Below are 18,157 nucleotides of genomic sequence, written 5' to 3'. Positions count from 1 at the left end.
TCCTCACTGCAAAGCATCACCGGGTCCCCCGCGCGGTGATCCCAATCATACCTTCAGAGTTCTTTTGCCACCCCGTTCGGTCCGAAGTAGTGGTCAAAGGCGAGCCGCCGACCGACGACCGTGTCCTGCTCCCATCGCGTTGCCCGCTCGGCGAAGGCGATCTGCGATTGAAGAATCTCCTTGAACAGCGGGTTTTCGCGGGCCTTCGTCTTCACCACCTCGTCGTAGACCTCCAGTTGCTTTTTGAGGAGCGCCTCCGGAGTCTTGTAGAACTTCACCTTGTCGGTCGTCTGCATCTCGACATAGTCTTTGGAATAGCGGTCGATCGCCTTCCAGGCCATGTCCTGAGACGCCGCCTCGACGGCATTGTTGATGATCGCCTTCATCTGGTCGGGCAGGCCGTCATACTTGGTCTTGTTGAACATGATCTCGAATTGCTCGGCATTTTGGTGATAGCCTTGCAGCATGCAGATCTTCGAGACATCCGGGAAGCCGAGAACCCGGTCGGATGAGGCATTGTTGAATTCGGCCGCATCAAGCAGCCCGCGGTCGAGTGCCGCGACGATCTCTCCGGCGGGCAGCGCATTCACCGCGGCCCCAAGAGCGGTGAAGACGTCAATCGAAATGCCGACTGTGCGGAACTTCAGCCCCCGAATATCCTCGGCCTTGGCGACCGGCTTCTTGAACCAGCCGAGCGGTTGTGTCGGCATCGGCCCATAGGGGAAGGAGACGACGTTCGCGCCGATCGACTCGTAAAGCTTGGCAAGCAGCTCCTTGCCGCCGCCATATTTATGCCAGGCAAGCAGCATGTTGGCATCCATCGCAAAGCCTGGACCCGAGCCCCAGAGCGCCAGCGCGGTCTGTTTGCCGTAGTGGTAGACGAGCACGCCGTGGCCGCCGTCGAGAGTCCCCTGGGAGACTGCGTCGAGCAGGCCGAAGGCCGGCACAACGGCACCCGCCGGCAGCACCTCGATCTTGAGATCGCCGCCGGTCATGTCGTTGACCTTCTTTGCAAAATCGAGTGCGAACTCGTGAAATATATCCTTGGAGGGCCAGGTGCTCTGCCAGCGCATGTTGACCGGCCCCTGCGCCTTGACGACGCTTGGCGCCGCCATCATCGCCGCGCCGGCCATGGCTGCGCCGCTCAGGAATTTGCGACGCGACGTTTTCCCCTCGACCCGACTTCTTGTGCGTTTCATTTTTTCCTCCCGAAGCCATGGGCTTTTCTCGCCTTTTTGATGACCAGGATGAGGAAAGCGCATTCAGTGTCTGCCCGCATCCCGCTCATGATCTAGCTTCTTAACTCCAGATAATACTCCTCAACGAGCCCCAAGCAAAGATTGCAGAAATGGACCGTCGAGATTTTCCTCAAACGCGCGCGGCCAATCGAAGGAAACCAGGCGATCGGGAACGTGATTTTATGAACATCAGCCTGGAACTATAACGGAGATTTCTCAGCCTTTGCGAGCATGCGGCGGCAACGGCGGAAGTCGACAATCGTATGCCAGAGCACAGCGGCCAGGATGATTGCACCGCCCAAGAACGTGGCGGCCGGCGGTTGCTCGCCAAACAACAGCCAGACCCAGAAAGGTGTCAGAACGATTTCCATGGTGCCGACGAGGGCAGCTTCCGCCGGCGGCATACGTCGTGCACCCGCAAGGAACAGAACCAGTGCAATGGAGAAATTCGTAGCCCCGAATGCCGCAAGCACGACCCAGTTGTGAAGATCAAGGGAGCCAACCGAGCCGAAAGGTGCAAAGAGAACAAGGGTGAGGCACGCACTCACGATGGTCGGGGGAAGGCTTGGCACATCCGGGTTGATGCGGGGAATGATGATGACAAGGGCAAATGAGACGGTCATTCCGAGCGCCAGAAGGTCGCCGGTTCCCGTGCCGCCGTCGACGGACGAAGCCACGATGACCGCCACTCCTGAAAAACAGATGCCTCCGGCAACAAGGGTCCGCCTTGCGACTTTCTCCTTCAGGATCAGCCAGCCGAAGAGGGCGGCAATGAAAGGAGCGGTGGCGTAGATCATCGTGACGTTCGCGACACTGGTCATATAGAGTGCGCCGATGAAGCAGGCCTGACTGAAGGTCTGACATCCAATCATCGCAAGACCCGAGGGATGGAGAACCGAGCGCCATTGACGCCTAGAAAGGCCGCCTTCCAGGAAAAAGCTCGGAATCAGGAGAAAAAGCCCGCCGAACAACGATCGCCAGGCGATCGTCGTCCACATATCGACGGTCAAGAGCCGCGAATAGAGGCCGCTGGCGCTCCAGGCAAGAGTAGCGGCGACCACAAGAGCAATGCCTTTTTCGTGCTCGCTGATCGCGAAGGATCGTGCCTGAAGGGGGATGGTCATGCGGGCTGCCCTGGGACAAGACTGAAGCGACACGATCTGTGTGCGCCCCTAATTGACATCAGACAAACGAATAGTAGAGATGTCTGCCATCGGATTTCATTATGGCTGCCCATGCGTGAACCAATTGAAAGCGACCTGCTGCGGACTTTTGTGGTGGTGACCGAAACATCAAACTTTTCGGCCGCTGCCCAGCGCATCGGCCGGACCCAGTCGGCTGTCAGCGCCCAGGTGAAGCGACTGGAGGACACGATCGGCGAAACGCTCTTTGAAAGGGGCGCGCGCGGCGTTGCGCTGACCGGCGCTGGAACGCGCCTCCTTCCCTATGCCCGACGGGTGATCGACCTTCTCAACGAGGCAGCGGCGACGATCCGGACCAAGCCGCTGGATGGGCCTGTCCGCATCGGTATCCCCGAAGAATATAGTCAGACCGTATTGCCGGCCGCACTTGCTGCATTCTCCGTTCGCCACCCGGCCGTCGAGGTGACAATCTCTTGTGATTACACATCCCATAATCTCGCAGCACTCGATCGCGACGAACTCGACCTCGCCGTCGTCTTCGACTGGAGCAATCAGATCAACGGCGAAGTCCTTTGCATCGACCCTACGGTCTGGGTGACCTCGATGGTGCATCGAATGCACGACGCCGATCCGCTGCCGATTGCAATCTACCGCAATTCGACCTGGTGCCGCGACTTTGCGCTTCGTTCGCTGGAACAGCATGGCCGCAGATATCGCATTGCCTTCATTGCCGATACAAGTTCCGGGCTGAAAAACGCGGCCGCCGCCGGGCTTGCAGTGACCACGCTCTCCCGTAGCAACATCCCGCCCGGATGCCGGGAATTGACGAGTGCTGACGGTTTTCCGCTGGTCGATTCATCCCGGGTCGTATTGCGCCGCAGCCGGCATCATTCCACCGCGGCGATCCAGGAACTGGCCGAAAGCGTGCGAGAGGCCTTCCAGCCTATGGCCGCTCTTGCGTCACCATGACGCGACGGCGGAGGCGACGCCGGGTTTCGGAGGGGCTTTCGGAGAAGCTTGCCCGGTAGCTCCGGGCAAAGGCGGAAGCCGAATTGAAGCCGGTCGCGGCGGCGATATCGGCAAAAGATGCCTTTGTCTCGATCACCTTGCGACGGGCAGCATTCAACCGCAGTGCCAGATAGTGCACATGTGGCGGCGCGCCAATGCTCTCCTGGAAGAGTCCCTGCAGGTGACGCGCGCTGATGCCGACGCGGCGCGCAAGCCTGGCCAGAACCAAAGGCTGCTCGACGTTGTCTTCCATCAACCGGATCGCGTGAGCGACGCGCGGATCGCGCATCCGCAAACTGACGGTCGATGGGGAAAGCTCGTGCTCGGAATGGAAATTTGCTTGTTCGTAGCTGAAGAGCCGGCTGACTTCCAGCGCCAGCGTATAGCCTTGCCGCTGCCGGATCACCTCGAGCATCAAATCGACGGTCGGCAATGAGCCGGCAGTGGTCAGCCGTTTGCCATCGATGACGAAACGCTCCCTTGAGGCACGGACTTGCGGGTAGGCAAGCGCGAAATCTTCGAAATCTTCCCAGTGGATCGTTGCAGAATAGCCATCAAGAAGGCTTGCTTCGGCAAGCAGCCACGTTCCGGATTCTATGCCGGCGATCATCGTTCGGTGGCGCGCAGCTTGCGAAAGATGCATTTTCACCGCCGCAGTGGCGCTTTGCCTCCAGTTGTAGCTTGCGAGTACGAAGAGTGGCGCCGTATCGGCCGTTGGCTTGAAGGCCGCACAAGCGGGAACCGGGATGTCGCTGGTCGTTGGAGCCGGATTGCCATCCAGGGTCAATAGACGCCAGCGATAGATCTCGCTGCCGCAAATGCGGTTGGCGCCTCGCAACGGCTCGATCACGGAGGCGATCAGGATCAGGTTGGTTTCCGGCAAAATCAGAAGATCGATATCGAGCCGTTCGGTCGATCGGGTCAGCATGAACTCTCCACGATTTCCCATATTGTATCATCTGGTTCCGTTTGTGCAAAGCAATAGCGAGGGCTTTGCCGCGTAATGGCCTCAATGCGAGGGAGAACATGATGCCTCTAGCAATGAACCGCGATGTCTTCGTCACCTGTGCCGTAACCGGCGCCGGCGATACGGTCTCGAAATCCAGCCACGTTCCCGTTACGCCCAAGCAGATCGCCGATTCCGCGATCGACGCCGCCAAGGCTGGGGCGGCGGTCGTTCACTGCCATGTCCGCGATCCGGACACAGGTGCCGCAAGCCGGCGCAACGATCTCTACAAGGAAGTCACCGATCGCATCCGCTCCGCTGAGATCGACGTCGTGCTCAATCTGACGGCCGGCATGGGCGGGGATCTCATTTTCGGCAATGTTGAAACGCCTCTGCCCCTCAACCCGAAAGGGACCGACATGGCAGGCGCCAGCGAGCGTGTCAGCCATGTCGGCGAATGCCTGCCCGAAATCTGCACGCTCGACTGCGGCACCATGAACTTCAGTCTCGGCGACTATGTCATGACCAACACACCAGGCATGCTGCGCGCGATGGCGAAAAAGATGACCGATCTTGGTGTGCGGCCGGAAATCGAGGCGTTTGACACCGGCCATCTCTGGTTTGCCAAGCAGCTTGCCGAAGAAGGCCTGATCGAGGACCCGGTGCTGATCCAGCTCTGCATGGGCATCCCGTGGGGGGCGCCCGACGATCTCAATACCTTCATGGCGATGGTCAACAACGTGCCGCAGAGCTGGACTTTTTCGGCCTTCTCGATTGGCCGCAACGCCATGGCCTATCCGGCAGCGGCTATTCTCGCTGGCGGAAACGTCCGTGTCGGCCTCGAGGACAATCTCTACGCCGGCAAGGGCATGCTTGCCACCAACGCACAGCTTGTCGAAAAGGCCGTCCAGGTGGTCGAAGGCATGGGCGCGCGCATCATCGGACCAGAAGAGGTCCGAAAGAAACTGAAACTGACGAAGCGCTGAGGAGCGGATGATCAAGATCAACAAGGCAGCCTGCATAGGCGGTGGTGTCATCGGCGGCGGATGGATTGCCCGCTTCCTTCTGGCCGGTATCGACGTTGACGTCTTTGATCCGCATCCTGACGCGCGCCGCATCATCGGCGAGGTCCTCGACAATGCCGAACGCGCTTATGCGATGCTGACAGGTGCACCGCTGCCGCGACGCGGCAACCTGACCTTCTGCGGCAGTCTGGAAGAAGCCGTCGTCGATGCCGACTGGATCCAGGAAAGCGTGCCCGAACGGCTCGACTTGAAGCGGAGCGTCCTGGCCCAGATCGACGCGGCAGCGCGACCGGACGCCTTGATTGGTTCCTCGACCTCGGGCCTGCTGCCGACGGATCTTCAGCAGGACATGCAGTATCCGGAACGCCTCTTCGTCGCCCATCCCTATAATCCGGTCTATCTCCTGCCACTGGTCGAGATCGTCGGCGGCGAGAAGACGGCGATGGCGACGATCAAGGCCGCAATGGAAAAATTGCCGCCGATTGGCATGAAGGGCGTTCACATCGCCAAGGAGATCGAGGCTTTCGTCGGCGACCGTCTTCTCGAGGCGCTCTGGCGTGAAGCCCTCTGGTTGATCCATGACGATATCTGCACAGTCGAGACGCTTGACGACGTGATCCGCTATTCCTTCGGCTTGCGCTGGGCACAGATGGGTCTCTTCGAGACCTATCGGATTGCAGGTGGCGAGGCTGGCATGCGCCACTTTCTCCAACAGTTCGGTCCCTGCCTGGCATGGCCTTGGACGAAGCTCACCGAAGTGGTCGATCTCGACGACGCGCTTGTCGAAAAGATCGGCCTGCAGTCCGACGAGCAGGCAGCCGGCCGTTCCATTCGCGAACTCGAACGAATTCGCGACGAGAATCTCGTCGGTATCCTTCAGGCCCTCAAGGGTGGCAATGGCGGCAAGGGCTGGGGTGCTGGAAAGCTGCTGAAGGATTTCGAGCACTCGCTCTGGGCAGCGGGCGGGAAGAAGAAGGCAACATCCGATCTTTCGCAACCCCTGCGGCTGGTCGAAACCAAGGTCAGCCCCGCCTGGGTCGACTATAATAGCCATATGACCGAGCACCGTTACCTGCAGGTTTTCGGCGACACTTCGGATGCCCTCTTGCGCCTCATCGGTGTTGACCTCGCCTATGTCGAGGCGGGGCAAAGCTATTATACGGTGGAGACCCATATCCGCCATCTCAAAGAGGCCAGGCTTGGCCAGGTGATCCATGCAACCTGCCAGGTGCTTGCAGTCGATGAAAAGCGGTTGCAGGTGTTCCACACGATCCATGACACGGAGGCCGGCGACGCGATTGCGACCGCCGAGCACATGTTGCTGCATGTCGACACAAAGGCCGGCAAAGCGATACCCGCCGCAGCTGAGGTGCTTGAGAAGGCCGGGGCCATCGCTGCTGCCCATGCAGCTCTCCCCCGTCCTGAAGGGGTCGGCCGCCATGTCGGCCAGAAACGTTGGGAGTCGTCATGAATTTTGCCCTCAACGAAGAACAGGAGATGATCGTCAAAACGGTCCGCGGCTTCGTCGAGACGGAAATCTATCCGCATGAGAACGCCGTCGAGCGCACCGGCTTCGTCGCGCCTGAACTTGCCCAGGCGATCCGGCGCAAGTCAATCGAACTCGGCTTTTACGCCTGCAATTTCCCGCAAGAGGTTGGCGGCGCCGGGCTCGACCATACCACATTTACTTTAGTGGAGCGGGAGCTTGGCCGCGGCTCGATGGCTCTGACGTTCTTCTTCGGTCGTCCCTCGGGTATTCTCATGGCCTGCGAAGGTGACCAGCGGGACCGGTATCTGCTGCCGGCTGTGCGCGGCGAGCGGATCGACGCGCTTGCAATTACCGAACCGGACGCCGGTTCCGACATGCGCGGCATGAAGTGTGCGGCCCGCCGCCAAGGGAGAGATTTCATCCTCAATGGGACGAAGCATTTCATCTCGCATGCCGACGTCGCCGATTTTGTCATCGTCTTTGCCGCAACCGGCCAGGAGGAGACACAGAAGGGCACGAAGAAGAAGATCACGGCCTTCCTCGTCGACCGCGGCACTCCGGGCTTTGAAATCCTCAAGGGATACGATTCCATATCGCATCGCGGCTACCACAATTGCATCTTGAACTTCACCGATTGCCGGCTTCCCGAAACCCAGGTGCTGGGCGAGGTCCATCGCGGTTTGGATATCGCCAATGAATGGCTCTACGGCACGCGACTGACAGTCGCCGCCACCTGCGTCGGACGGGCTCGACGCGTCTTCGACATGGCCCTTCCCTACGCTGCCGAGCGCCGGCAGTTCGGCAAGCCGATCGGGTCCAATCAGGGTGTTTCTTTCAAGCTCGCGGACATGATCACCGAGATCGATGCGGCCGATTGGCTGACGCTTGCTGCAGCCTGGAGGCTCGATCAAGGTAGTGGCGCCAACCGCGAGATCGCCTCGGCAAAGCTCTACGCTTCCGAAATGCTTGCGCGTGTAACGGACGAAGCAATCCAGATCTTCGGCGGGATGGGGCTGATGGACGATCTGCCGATTGCCCGTTTCTGGCGGGATGCGCGGGTCGAGCGCATCTGGGACGGCACATCCGAGATCCAGCGCCACATCATCAGCCGTGAGCTGCTGCGGCCATTCGGAGCATGAAACGATGACCCAGCGCCCGCTCGACCGCCTGCTCAGACCTCAAACGATCGCTGTCTTCGGCGGTCGCGAGGCCCATCGGGTCATCGAGCAATGCGATCGAATGGGATTTGGTGGAGAGGTCTGGCCCGTCCACCCGAAACTCGAAGAGGTTCATGGACGGCGCTGTTATCGTTCGGCGATGGAGCTGCCCGCCGCGCCAGATGCCGCTTTTGTCGGCGTCAACAGAATGCTGACCCTCGACATTGTCAGAGATCTTGCTGCAAGGGGAGCAGGCGGTGCAGTCTGTTACGCGTCGGGCTTCAGCGAGGCGGTCGGCGAATTGGCCGACGGTGCCGATCTTCAAAGGCGCCTGCTTGCGGCGGCCGGCGACATGCCGATCCTCGGGCCGAACTGCTATGGCCTGATTAACGGTCTCGATGGCGCATTGCTCTGGCCCGACCAGCATGGGATGCAACGCGTCGACCGCGGCGTTGCAATCCTCACTCAATCTTCGAATATCGCGCTCAACCTGACCATGCAGACGCGCGGGCTGCCCATCGCCTATCTGGCCACGGTCGGCAACCAGGCGCAGACCTCCCTTTCAAACCTCGCCTATGCGCTGCTCGAGGACCCTCGCGTCACCGCAGTCGGGCTTCACATAGAGGGTTTCGGAAGCTTGCGGGCGCTCCAGGACCTCGCGCTACGAGCATGCGAACTGAAAAAGCCGGTCGTTGCACTCAAGGTCGGGAAATCCGAACAGGCCAAACGAGCCACGGTTTCTCATACGGCTTCGCTATCTGGCAGCGACGCGGTCGCCGATGCTGTTCTTGGCCGTCTGGGGATCGGCCGTGTCGACTCGCTACCGGAATTGCTGGAAACGCTAAAGCTCCTGCATGTTGCCGGACCGCTTACGGGCAATACGATCTCGTCAATGAGCTGTTCAGGTGGTGAAGCGTCGCTGATGGCAGATGCCGCCGTCGGTCGCGCCCTGGAATTTCGTGCCTTGCGGCCCGGGCAGCTCGAGCCGCTTCGTCTCGCGCTCGGGGAAATGGTCACCCTGTCCAATCCCCTGGACTACCACACTTTTGCCTGGGGCGACCTCGCTCGCCAGACGGACGCTTTTACGGCAATGTTTGAGGGCGGCTATGCGCTCAATCTCGTCGTGCTTGATTTCCCACGGACCGACCGATGCGTTGTCACCGACTGGACGACGACGGTCGATGCGATCGTTGACGCTTCAACCTCCACAGGCACGCTTGCAGGCGTTGTCGCGACACTTCCCGAAAACATGCCTGAAGATCGTGCCGTGAGTCTGATGGCGAGAGGTGTCGTGCCCTTTTGCGGCCTTTGCGAAACGCTTGCAGCGTCCGAAATCGCAAGCCGCATCGCCCGGGAATGGAGTGCTCCACCCGCGCCGCGTCTTCTCGACGTGCCACAAGTCGAAGGCGAGATCGAAACCTTGGATGAAGCCGATGCAAAGGCAGCGCTCTCGGCCTTTGGTGTTGTCGTCCCTGCCGGATTCGTGGCCCATTCTGCGCAAGAGGCAATGAAGCGCTCCGACGAGCTTGGCTATCCCGTCGCGCTCAAGGGGCTCGCCATTGAGCACAAGACTGAGGCGGGTGCGGTGGCGCTCAACTTAAAGGACGCAACGGAGGTATTCGACGCAGCCACATCAATGCGCAGCACCAACGGTTTCCTGGTCGAAAAGATGGTGGAGCACAGCGTCGCCGAGCTGATCATCGGAGCAACACGCGATCCTGTCTTCGGATTAACGCTCACAGTCGGTTCGGGCGGAATTTTGGTGGAACTGCTTGAAGATTACGCCATTTTGCCGCTTCCAACGACAAGAACGGCGATAAGGGAGACGATTTCACGTCTGAAGGTCGGAAAATTGATCCGCGGCTATCGTGGACGTCCAAAAGGCGATCTCGAAGCGGTTGTCTCAGCTGTCTCAGCAGCGGCAGACTATGTCGTAAAGAATGCCGCGCGTCTGGAAGAACTCGACATTAATCCATTATTGGTTCTTCCTGAAGACAAGGGCGTTGTCGCAGTCGACGCCCTAATACGGCGAAGGAGGTAGCAGAAGTTGAGCGGCTCCATTCTCACGAGACGCGACGGCGGCATTTTCGAGGTCATCATAGATCGGCCCAAAGCGAACGCCATCGATCTTGCAACAAGCCGCGAGATGGGCGTTCTTTTCCGCCACTTTCGAGACGATTCAGCCCTGCGCGTTGCCATCATTTCCGGGGCTGGGGAAAAGTTCTTCTCCGCAGGCTGGGATCTCAAGGCGGCGGCGGCGGGCGATGCCGTCGATGGCGACTACGGCATCGGGGGATTCGGCGGGATGCAGGAACTGCGCGATCTGAACAAGCCGATCATCTGTGCAGTCAACGGCATCTGTTGTGGCGGCGGACTGGAGATTGCCCTTTCGGCGGATCTGATCGTCGCGGCTGAACATGCGACCTTTGCGCTGCCGGAAATCCGCTCGGGAACCGTTGCGGATGCAGCATCCGTCAAGCTCCCCAAGCGCATCCCCTACCATATCGCGATGGACATGCTCCTGACGGGACGCTGGCTCGACGTTTACGAGGCCCATCGCTGGGGCTTCGTCAACGAGGTTGTCGCGGCCGACAAATTGATGGACCGTGCATGGGAACTTGGCCGGCTGCTCGAAAGCGGACCGCCGCTTGTCTATGCCGCCATCAAGGAAATCGTGCGCGAAGCAGAGGGAACAACGTTTCAGACTGCCATGAACAAGATCACGAAACGGCAGCTTGCAACAGTCGATGCCCTCTACTCGAGCGAAGACCAATTGGAAGGCGCGCGGGCTTTCGCGGAGAAGCGAACCCCAATGTGGAAAGGAAAGTGACGAGGCGGCGGCAACCGCCATTTTTTCCGCATGATCTTAGGCGGCGGAGGCGGAAGAGGAAACCGCATGCCGCCAATTGCTCGAAAGTTCTGTCAACGCATCAAGAAGAAGGAACAGGGGAATGAACGGCTATACGAAATATCTCACAAGTCGCGTAACCGCCGGTGGACTGAGCCGCCGTGAATTTATCGGACGTGCGATGGCAGCAGGCATTGCCCTGGCTGTTGCCGACAAACTCTTTACCGAAAGCGCACAGGCAGCCGAGCCCAAGCGTGGCGGTCATCTGAAGCTCGGCCTCGAAGGTGGGGCGGCAACCGATTCCAAGGATCCGGCAAAGTTCTTGTCGCAGTTCATGTTCTGCGTCGGCCGCTGCTGGGGCGACATGCTGGTTGAATCCGACCCGCTGACCGGGGCTGCAGTCCCTGCGCTTGCCGAATCCTGGGAGCCGTCGAAGGATGCGGCGATCTGGACCTTCAAGATCCGCAAGGGCGTCAAATTCCACGACGGCAAGGAAATGACAATCGACGACGTCGTCGCGACGCTGAAGCGCCACACGGACGCAAAGTCCGAATCCGGCGCCCTTGGCGTGCTGGGGTCGATCAAGGATATCAAGGCGGATGGCGGCAATCTCGTATTGACGCTGAGCGAAGGCAATGCCGACATGCCGCTGCTGCTCACCGACTATCACCTGGTGATCCAGCCAAATGGCGGCAATGACGATCCGTCCGCCTCGATCGGCACCGGCCCCTACAAGCTGACGAGCTTCGAGCCAGGTGTTCGCGCGACTTTCGAGAAGAACAAGGATGACTGGCGTTCCGACCGCGGTTTTGTCGATTCTATCGAAATCATCGGCATGAATGATGCTACCGCCCGTATCGCAGCGCTGTCGTCGGGCCAGGTGCACTATATCAATCGCGTCGATCCGAAGACAGTCGATCTCTTGAAGCGTGCACCGAACGTGGAGATCCTGTCGACCTCCGGCCGCGGCCATTACGTCTTCATCATGCATTGCGATACCGCGCCGTTCGACAACAATGACCTTCGCCTCGCGCTGAAATACGCCATGGACCGTGAAAGCATGGTCAAGAAGATCCTTGGCGGTTATGGCAAGGTTGGCAACGATTTCCCGATCAACAATACCTATGCGCTGTTTCCCGAGGGCATCGAGCAACGCGCCTATGATCCCGACAAGGCGGCATTCCACTACAAGAAATCCGGACACAGCGGCTCTGTTCTTCTGCGCACCTCCGAGGTGGCCTTTCCCGGTGGAGTCGATGCGGCCGTTCTCTATCAGGAAAGCTGCAAGAAGGCGGGCATCGCCATCGAGGTCAAGCGCGAGCCCGGCGACGGTTATTGGACCAACGTCTGGAACGTCCAGCCCTTCTCGACTTCCTATTGGGGCGGCCGGCCGACGCAGGACCAGATGTACTCCACCGCCTATCTCTCGACAGCCGACTGGAACGATACCCGCTTCAAGCGTCCGGATTTCGACAAGCTGCTGTTACAGGCCCGTGCCGAACTCGATGAGACCAAGCGCAAGGACATGTACCGGACCATGGCGATGATGGTGCGTGACGAAGGCGGACTCATCTTGCCGATGTTCAACGACTTCGTGAATGCTTCCACCAAGCAGGTAAAAGGCTATGTTCACGATATCGGCAACGACATGTCGAACGGTTACGTGGCGACCCGCGTCTGGCTGGACACCTAGCACGTGAAGGGGTTGACGCCCCTCATCTCTAACGCAGCCAGGACCGCGGGCTTGCCCCCTGCGGTCCTCCCGACGTTTCAGCACGAGGCCATTGCCATGTCCAATCCTCCATCAGGTCACATCTTGCCCGGCCTGAGGTTCAAGCAGCGTTTTCCTCTGCTTGCCCTTGTTGTCGAGCGCGTCATGCTCAGCATCGTCCTGCTCATTGCCGTCTCCGTCGTGATCTTCGGTGGATTGGAAGCACTGCCCGGCGATTTCGCGACAACCTATCTCGGCCAGTCCGCAACCCCCCAAGCCGTCGCCAATATTCGTCAGGATCTCGGGTTGAACCGTCCGGTAACGACGCGCTATTTCGAATGGCTCGGCGATGCCCTGCGGGGTGACTTCGGCTCGTCATGGGCCAGTAAGAATTCCGTCAGCGAGCAGATCGGCAAGCGCCTTGGCAATTCACTCTTACTTGCGGGCTTCTCTGCGGTCATCTCGGTACCGCTTGCCGTGGGTCTTGGTATGATCGCCGTCCATTTCCGCAACCGTGTGCCGGACAAGATCATCAACATCATCTCCCTGGCGGCGATTTCGCTACCTGAATTCTTCATTGGCTATCTCCTGATCCTTTTCTTCGCCGTCAAATTCGGCGTCGCGACCTTTCCGGCGACCGTCTATGAAAGCATGGGCCTTGTCGACCGGCTGAAGGCGATCGCGCTGCCCACGGCTACTCTCGTTCTCGTCGTCCTGGCGCATATGATGCGAATGACGCGCGCTGCCATCCTTTCCGTCATGTCTTCAGCCTACATGGAAACCGCCGAGCTCAAGGGCCTCGGTGCCTTCCGGTCAATCGTCAAGCACGCAGCTCCCAACGCGCTGGCGCCGATCATCAATGTCGTGGCGCTCACCCTTGCCTATCTCGTCGTTGGCGTCGTGGTTGTCGAGGTCGTCTTCGTCTATCCTGGCATGGGTCAGTATATGGTCGATGCCGTCACGGTTCGCGACATGCCCGTCGTGCAGGCCTGCGGCCTCATCTTCGCTGCCGTTTATATCCTCCTGAACATGGTGGCCGATATCCTCGCCATCATCGCCAACCCGCGACTGAGGCACCCGCGATGAGATTGCCAAATGTTCCCATCACGGCCTGGATCGGTATATCCGGCATTGCTGCCGCCTTCATCTGCGCGATCTTTGCGCCCTGGATTGCCCCCTATGGCGAAACGGAAGTGGTCGGAAACGTCTGGCAGATTGCCGATGGCCAGTTTTTCTTCGGGCTCGACAATCTCGGCCGTGACATTCTTTCACGTCTGATATTTGGCGCCCGCACGACGCTTTTCGTCGCGCTTGCCGCAACGATCATCTCCTTCTCGCTCGGAATCATCTTGAGCTTCACGGCGGCCGTTTCGCGTGGATGGATCGATACGGTCTTCTCACGGGTCAACGATCTGATGATGTCGATCCCGACGCTGATCTTCGCGCTCGTTGTGCTGGCGGTGTTGCCGCAGAACCTGATCGTGCTGATTCTCGTGATGGCAATTCTCGATTCCACCCGCGTTTTCCGTCTCGGTCGGGCGGTCGCGCTTGATGTCGCCGTCATGGAGTTCGTCGAAGCAGCGAAATTGCGCGGCGAAGGCAAGACCTGGATCATCTTCCGCGAGATCCTGCCAAATACGCTGACACCATTACTTGCCGAATTTGGCTTGCGTTTCGCCTTCTCGATCCTGTTCTTGTCGACGCTTTCCTTCCTCGGTCTCGGCATTCAGCCGCCGGCAGCCGATTGGGGCGGCATGGTCAAGGACAACAAGGACGGCATCATCTTCGGAATATCCGCAGCCCTTGTTCCCGGTTCGGCGATCGCGGGCCTTGCCATCTGCGTCAATCTCGTCGTCGACTGGCTATTGAAACGTACGTCCAGCCTCAAGGGAGGGCGCGGCGATGCCTGAGCTTCTTTGCGTCCGCAATCTTAAGATCGAAGCGACCAGCTATCCGCCGGGCGAGGCGCCGAAGCGCGTGACGATCGTCGATGACGTGTCCTTCGACCTTAAAAGGGGCAAGGTTCTTGGCCTCATCGGCGAATCGGGTGCCGGCAAATCGACGATCGGCCTTTCTGCCCTGGCCTACGGGCGAGGCGGTGCCGAAATCACGGGCGGTGAGGTTCGTCTCGACGGCACCGATATCCTGGCGCTCGACAAAAACGGCATCCGAAAAATCCGCGGTGCGCGCGTCTGCTATGTCGCACAGTCGGCGGCAGCCGCGTTCAATCCCGCACACCGGCTTGGCGATCAGGTGATCGAGGCTTCGGTGAAACATGGGCTCATGACCAAAGCGGAAGCGAAGGAAAGGTCAATCTACCTGTTTCGGGTGCTTGGCCTGCCGCACCCCGAGACCTTCGGAGATCGCTTTCCCCATCAGGTCTCCGGCGGTCAGTTGCAGCGCGCCATGACGGCCATGGCGCTCTGCCCCAATCCCGAACTCATCGTCTTTGACGAGCCGACGACAGCGCTCGACGTCACGACACAGATCGATGTCCTTGCCGCAATCAAGCATGCAATCGAGCAGACACGCACGGCAGCACTCTATATCACCCACGACCTCGCCGTGGTCGCTCAGATTTCCGACGACATCATGGTGTTGCGCTATGGCAGGCAGGTTGAGTATGGCAGCGTACAGCAGATCATCGAGGCTCCGAGGCAAGAATATACGCGCGCTCTCGTCAATGTGCGTCAGGCCGCTCGAGAAGAAGCACCCGACCAGTCCGATGCGCTCTTGAAGGTCGACCATGTCAGCGCTGAATATTCCAACGGCTTCAAGGTACTGCACGATGTCTCGCTGCATGTTCCAAGGGGCCAGACACTTGCCGTCGTCGGCGAATCCGGTTCCGGAAAGTCGACGCTTGCGCGCGTCATCACCGGTCTTCTGCCACCGAGCGACGGCAAGGTGTTCTTCCACGGCAATCCTCTGACGCAGAATGTCAAAAGCCGCTCGCACGACGATCTGAGGCGGATCCAGCTGATCTATCAGATGGCCGACACGGCGATGAACCCGCGCCAGACGGTGCGCGACATCATCGGCCGGCCACTTGCGTTCTACTACGGCCTGCGCGGGGCAGCCAAGACTGCTCGGGTCAAGGAACTGCTTGACCAGATAGAGATGGGCAACGGCTTCATCGATCGCTACCCGGCGGAGCTTTCAGGGGGCCAGAAGCAGCGTGTCGCCATTGCTCGGGCACTTGCCGCCAAACCGGACCTCATCCTCTGCGACGAGCCTACTTCCGCGCTCGATCCGCTGGTTGCAGAAGGCATCTTGAACCTTCTTCTGCGACTGCAGCAAGAATCGCAGCTTTCCTACATCTTCATCACCCACGATATCGCTATTGTGCGGGCGATCGCCGACAGCGTTGCAGTGATGCATCGTGGCAAGCTCGTCCGCTTCGGACCAAAATCGAAGGTGCTCTCCCCGCCATTCGACGCCTATACCGATCTCCTGCTCAAATCCGTACCCGAGATGAAGATCGGCTGGCTTGAGCGGGTGCTCACCACACGCAGGATGGAGAGTGCCGGCAATTGAATTCAGGGGCCGACTGTTCCCAGTTCACATTCCCGTTTGCTGACCAGGACACCATGACCGAACGCGGCTTCACGACCATCGAAAACCATTGGATCGCCCTGAAGGACGGTTCGCAGCTTGCAGCGCGCATCTGGATGCCTGACGACGCAGTGGCTGATCCCGTGCCGGCGGTCTTGGAGTTCTTGCCTTACCGCAAGCGCGACGGCACCAGCCTTCGTGATGAATCGACCTATCCCGTCTTCGCCGCTGCGGGGATTGCGGGGGTGCGCGTCGACATCAGAGGGTCGGGCGAATCCGACGATGTCATTGACGGCGAATATACCGAACTCGAACTCGCCAACGCCTGCGAACTGATCGCCTGGATCGCTGCTCAGCCCTGGTCGAACGGTTCTGTTGGCATGATGGGTATTTCCTGGGGCGGGTTCAACAGTCTCCAGGTCGCAGCCCTTCGCCCGCCGGCCCTCAAAGCGATCATCTCCATCGCTTCGACAGTCGATCGTTTCAACGATGACATCCACTACAAAAATGGATGCCATCTTTCGGCCCAGCTTTCCTGGGCCGCAACCATGCTCGGTTATCAATCACGCCCGCCCGACCCTGCAATCGTCGGCGACCGCTGGAAGGAAATGTGGCTGCAACGCCTTGAGCGCGAACCCTTCTTCATGGAAGAGTGGCTCAAGCATCAGCGCAAGGACGACTTTTGGCGTCATGGCTCGATTTCGGAAGATTTTTCCCGCGTCGACATTCCCGCACTTGTCATCGCCGGTTGGGCCGATGGCTACCGCAATACGCCGCTGATGGCGGTGGAAGGTCTCGGCAGCAAAGCCAAGGCGCTCATCGGGCCATGGGTTCACAAATACCCGCATTTCGCCTGGCCAAAGCCACGCACCGACTTTCACGGAGAGGCAATTGCCTGGTGGGACCGCTGGCTGCGTGGCGACAAAAACGGCGTCGATCGGCTGCCGCAGGTGCGCGCCTATATCCTCGATGCCGTCCGGCCGGCACCGCGCCGGGTTTTCGATCCCGGCTTTTGGATTACCAAGGATGTCTGGGAGCCCCCAAAGATGCAGTGCCTTTATGTCGAGCAGTTCGGCCGGCTGACTGAGGGAATGCCGATCCCCCAGGCGCCGGAGCATCCCGTCTATCTGCGTTCACCACTCGATACCGGCACGGCATCAGGCGAATATTTTACGCTTAAGCCGGATGCGGAGATGGCTCTCGACCAGCGCGGCGATGATGCGGGGTCTCTCGTTTTCGAAACCCTGCCGCTTGCCGAGGACCATGACTATCTTGGCCGGCCGGAACTCACGCTTTCTCTTCGCTCAACGGCGGCGACCGCCAATCTTTGCGTTCGTCTGGTCGATGTTCATCCCGACGGGACAGCCACACGCATCTCGTTCGGCGTGCTCAACCTTGCTCATCGCGACAGCAATGCCGCGCCGGAACCGCTGAAGGCGGGAGAACGGACCACGGTGCGCATCGTCCTTGATGCCTGCGGCTATCGCGTCCGCCGCGGTCACCGCATCCGCCTTTCGCTCTCGACTGCCTATTGGCCGCTGATACTGCCACCGCCGGAGAACACTGGCGTAAGCATCGATGTGGCCTCGATCGGCCTTGCGCTTCCCAAACTGGGCGACCATCAACGGATCGAGATGAAGGCGCCTGACGATCCTGATCCACTGCCGAAATATATCGAGCACGCTCCTGCCGCCACGAAGAGACAGGTCGTCCGTGATCTCTGCACCAATTTGACCCATTATCACATCCATGAGGACACCGGTCTTTTCGAGCATCCCCAGACCGGGCTTTCGACACGGCAGGTGAGGCAGGAAGTCTGGTCGATCGCACCTGACGATCCTCTTTCGATGACCGGCATTTCCACATGGACGTGCGAGATGCAGCGCCCCGCCTGGTCCATACGCACCGTGTCGACGGCCAGGATCTCCTGCACTAAGACGCGTTGGATGATCAGCGCCGTCGTCACGGCCTATGAAGGCGAGAACAAGGTCTTTGAAAAGAAATTCGCAGAAAAGCGGATCGCCCGGGACCTGATGTAATG

Annotated in this window: 14 protein-coding genes; 11 read left to right on the top strand and 3 right to left on the bottom strand. The window is 59.7% G+C overall.

Features of this window, described 5'->3' with window-relative positions; translation table 11 throughout:
* Window positions 1–53 precede the first annotated feature (53 nt).
* Complete coding sequence (locus tag EV130_RS03195; protein WP_074064042.1) at window positions 54–1,199, bottom strand: TRAP transporter substrate-binding protein; 1,146 nt, start codon at window positions 1,197–1,199, stop codon at window positions 54–56.
* 239 nt (window positions 1,200–1,438) lie between these two features.
* Window positions 1,439–2,362, bottom strand: a complete 924-nt coding sequence (locus EV130_RS03190; RefSeq protein WP_132659220.1) for a DMT family transporter — start codon at window positions 2,360–2,362, stop codon at window positions 1,439–1,441.
* Between the two features lie 111 nt (window positions 2,363–2,473).
* Between EV130_RS03190 and EV130_RS03185 the strand changes: the two genes are divergently transcribed.
* On the top strand, window positions 2,474–3,349 hold the full coding sequence (locus EV130_RS03185; RefSeq protein ID WP_074064040.1) for a LysR substrate-binding domain-containing protein: 876 nt from the start codon (window positions 2,474–2,476) through the stop codon (window positions 3,347–3,349).
* Here the strand turns inward: EV130_RS03185 and EV130_RS03180 are convergent.
* Complete coding sequence (locus EV130_RS03180; RefSeq protein WP_074064039.1) at window positions 3,324–4,316, bottom strand: GlxA family transcriptional regulator; 993 nt, start codon at window positions 4,314–4,316, stop codon at window positions 3,324–3,326. The genes EV130_RS03185 and EV130_RS03180 overlap by 26 nt on opposite strands.
* 101 nt (window positions 4,317–4,417) lie before the next feature.
* Here EV130_RS03180 and bcoG point away from each other — a divergent pair, with 101 nt between their 5' ends.
* The 10 genes from bcoG to EV130_RS03130 all read left to right on the top strand — a co-directional run bounded on the left by bcoG (window position 4,418) and on the right by EV130_RS03130 (window position 18,155).
* A complete protein-coding gene (gene bcoG, locus EV130_RS03175) occupies window positions 4,418–5,320 on the top strand; it encodes a 3-dehydrocarnitine:acetyl-CoA trimethylamine transferase BcoG (RefSeq protein ID WP_074064038.1) in 903 nt (300 codons plus the stop codon).
* A gap of 7 nt (window positions 5,321–5,327) precedes the next feature.
* On the top strand, window positions 5,328–6,830 hold the full coding sequence (locus EV130_RS03170; RefSeq protein ID WP_132659218.1) for a carnitine 3-dehydrogenase: 1,503 nt from the start codon (window positions 5,328–5,330) through the stop codon (window positions 6,828–6,830).
* The gene (locus tag EV130_RS03165; protein ID WP_132659216.1) at window positions 6,827–7,987 is read left to right on the top strand and encodes an acyl-CoA dehydrogenase family protein; all 1,161 of its coding nucleotides are present in this window, start codon (window positions 6,827–6,829) and stop codon (window positions 7,985–7,987) included. The genes EV130_RS03170 and EV130_RS03165 overlap by 4 nt, the downstream gene beginning before the upstream one ends.
* Window positions 7,988–7,991: 4 nt before the next feature.
* Window positions 7,992–10,046, top strand: a complete 2,055-nt coding sequence (locus EV130_RS03160; RefSeq protein ID WP_132659214.1) for an acetate--CoA ligase family protein — start codon at window positions 7,992–7,994, stop codon at window positions 10,044–10,046.
* A gap of 6 nt (window positions 10,047–10,052) precedes the next feature.
* On the top strand, window positions 10,053–10,835 hold the full coding sequence (locus EV130_RS03155) for a carnitinyl-CoA dehydratase (protein WP_132549060.1): 783 nt from the start codon (window positions 10,053–10,055) through the stop codon (window positions 10,833–10,835).
* 121 nt (window positions 10,836–10,956) lie between these two features.
* Window positions 10,957–12,546 carry an ABC transporter substrate-binding protein gene (locus tag EV130_RS03150; RefSeq protein WP_132659212.1) on the top strand — a complete coding sequence of 530 codons (1,590 nt, stop codon included), beginning with the start codon at window positions 10,957–10,959 and terminating at the stop codon, window positions 12,544–12,546.
* Window positions 12,547–12,642: 96 nt separating this feature from the next.
* On the top strand, window positions 12,643–13,650 hold the full coding sequence (locus EV130_RS03145; protein WP_132659210.1) for an ABC transporter permease: 1,008 nt from the start codon (window positions 12,643–12,645) through the stop codon (window positions 13,648–13,650).
* Entirely contained in the window at window positions 13,647–14,474 is an 828-nt protein-coding gene (locus tag EV130_RS03140; RefSeq protein WP_132659208.1) for an ABC transporter permease, read from the top strand. Before EV130_RS03145 ends, EV130_RS03140 begins: the two co-directional genes overlap by 4 nt.
* Window positions 14,467–16,098, top strand: coding sequence for an ABC transporter ATP-binding protein (locus tag EV130_RS03135; RefSeq protein WP_132659206.1), 1,632 nt, complete (start codon window positions 14,467–14,469; stop codon window positions 16,096–16,098). Before EV130_RS03140 ends, EV130_RS03135 begins: the two co-directional genes overlap by 8 nt.
* 53 nt (window positions 16,099–16,151) lie before the next feature.
* Complete coding sequence (locus EV130_RS03130) at window positions 16,152–18,155, top strand: CocE/NonD family hydrolase (RefSeq protein ID WP_132659204.1); 2,004 nt, start codon at window positions 16,152–16,154, stop codon at window positions 18,153–18,155.
* The last annotated feature ends 2 nt before the right edge of the window (window positions 18,156–18,157 follow it).

It is taken from the genome of Rhizobium azibense, assembly GCF_004342325.1.
Lineage (GTDB): Bacteria > Pseudomonadota > Alphaproteobacteria > Rhizobiales > Rhizobiaceae > Rhizobium > Rhizobium etli_B.
The sequence above is the reverse complement of the archived record's forward strand: the minus strand, read 5'-3'. Positions and strand labels throughout refer to the sequence as shown.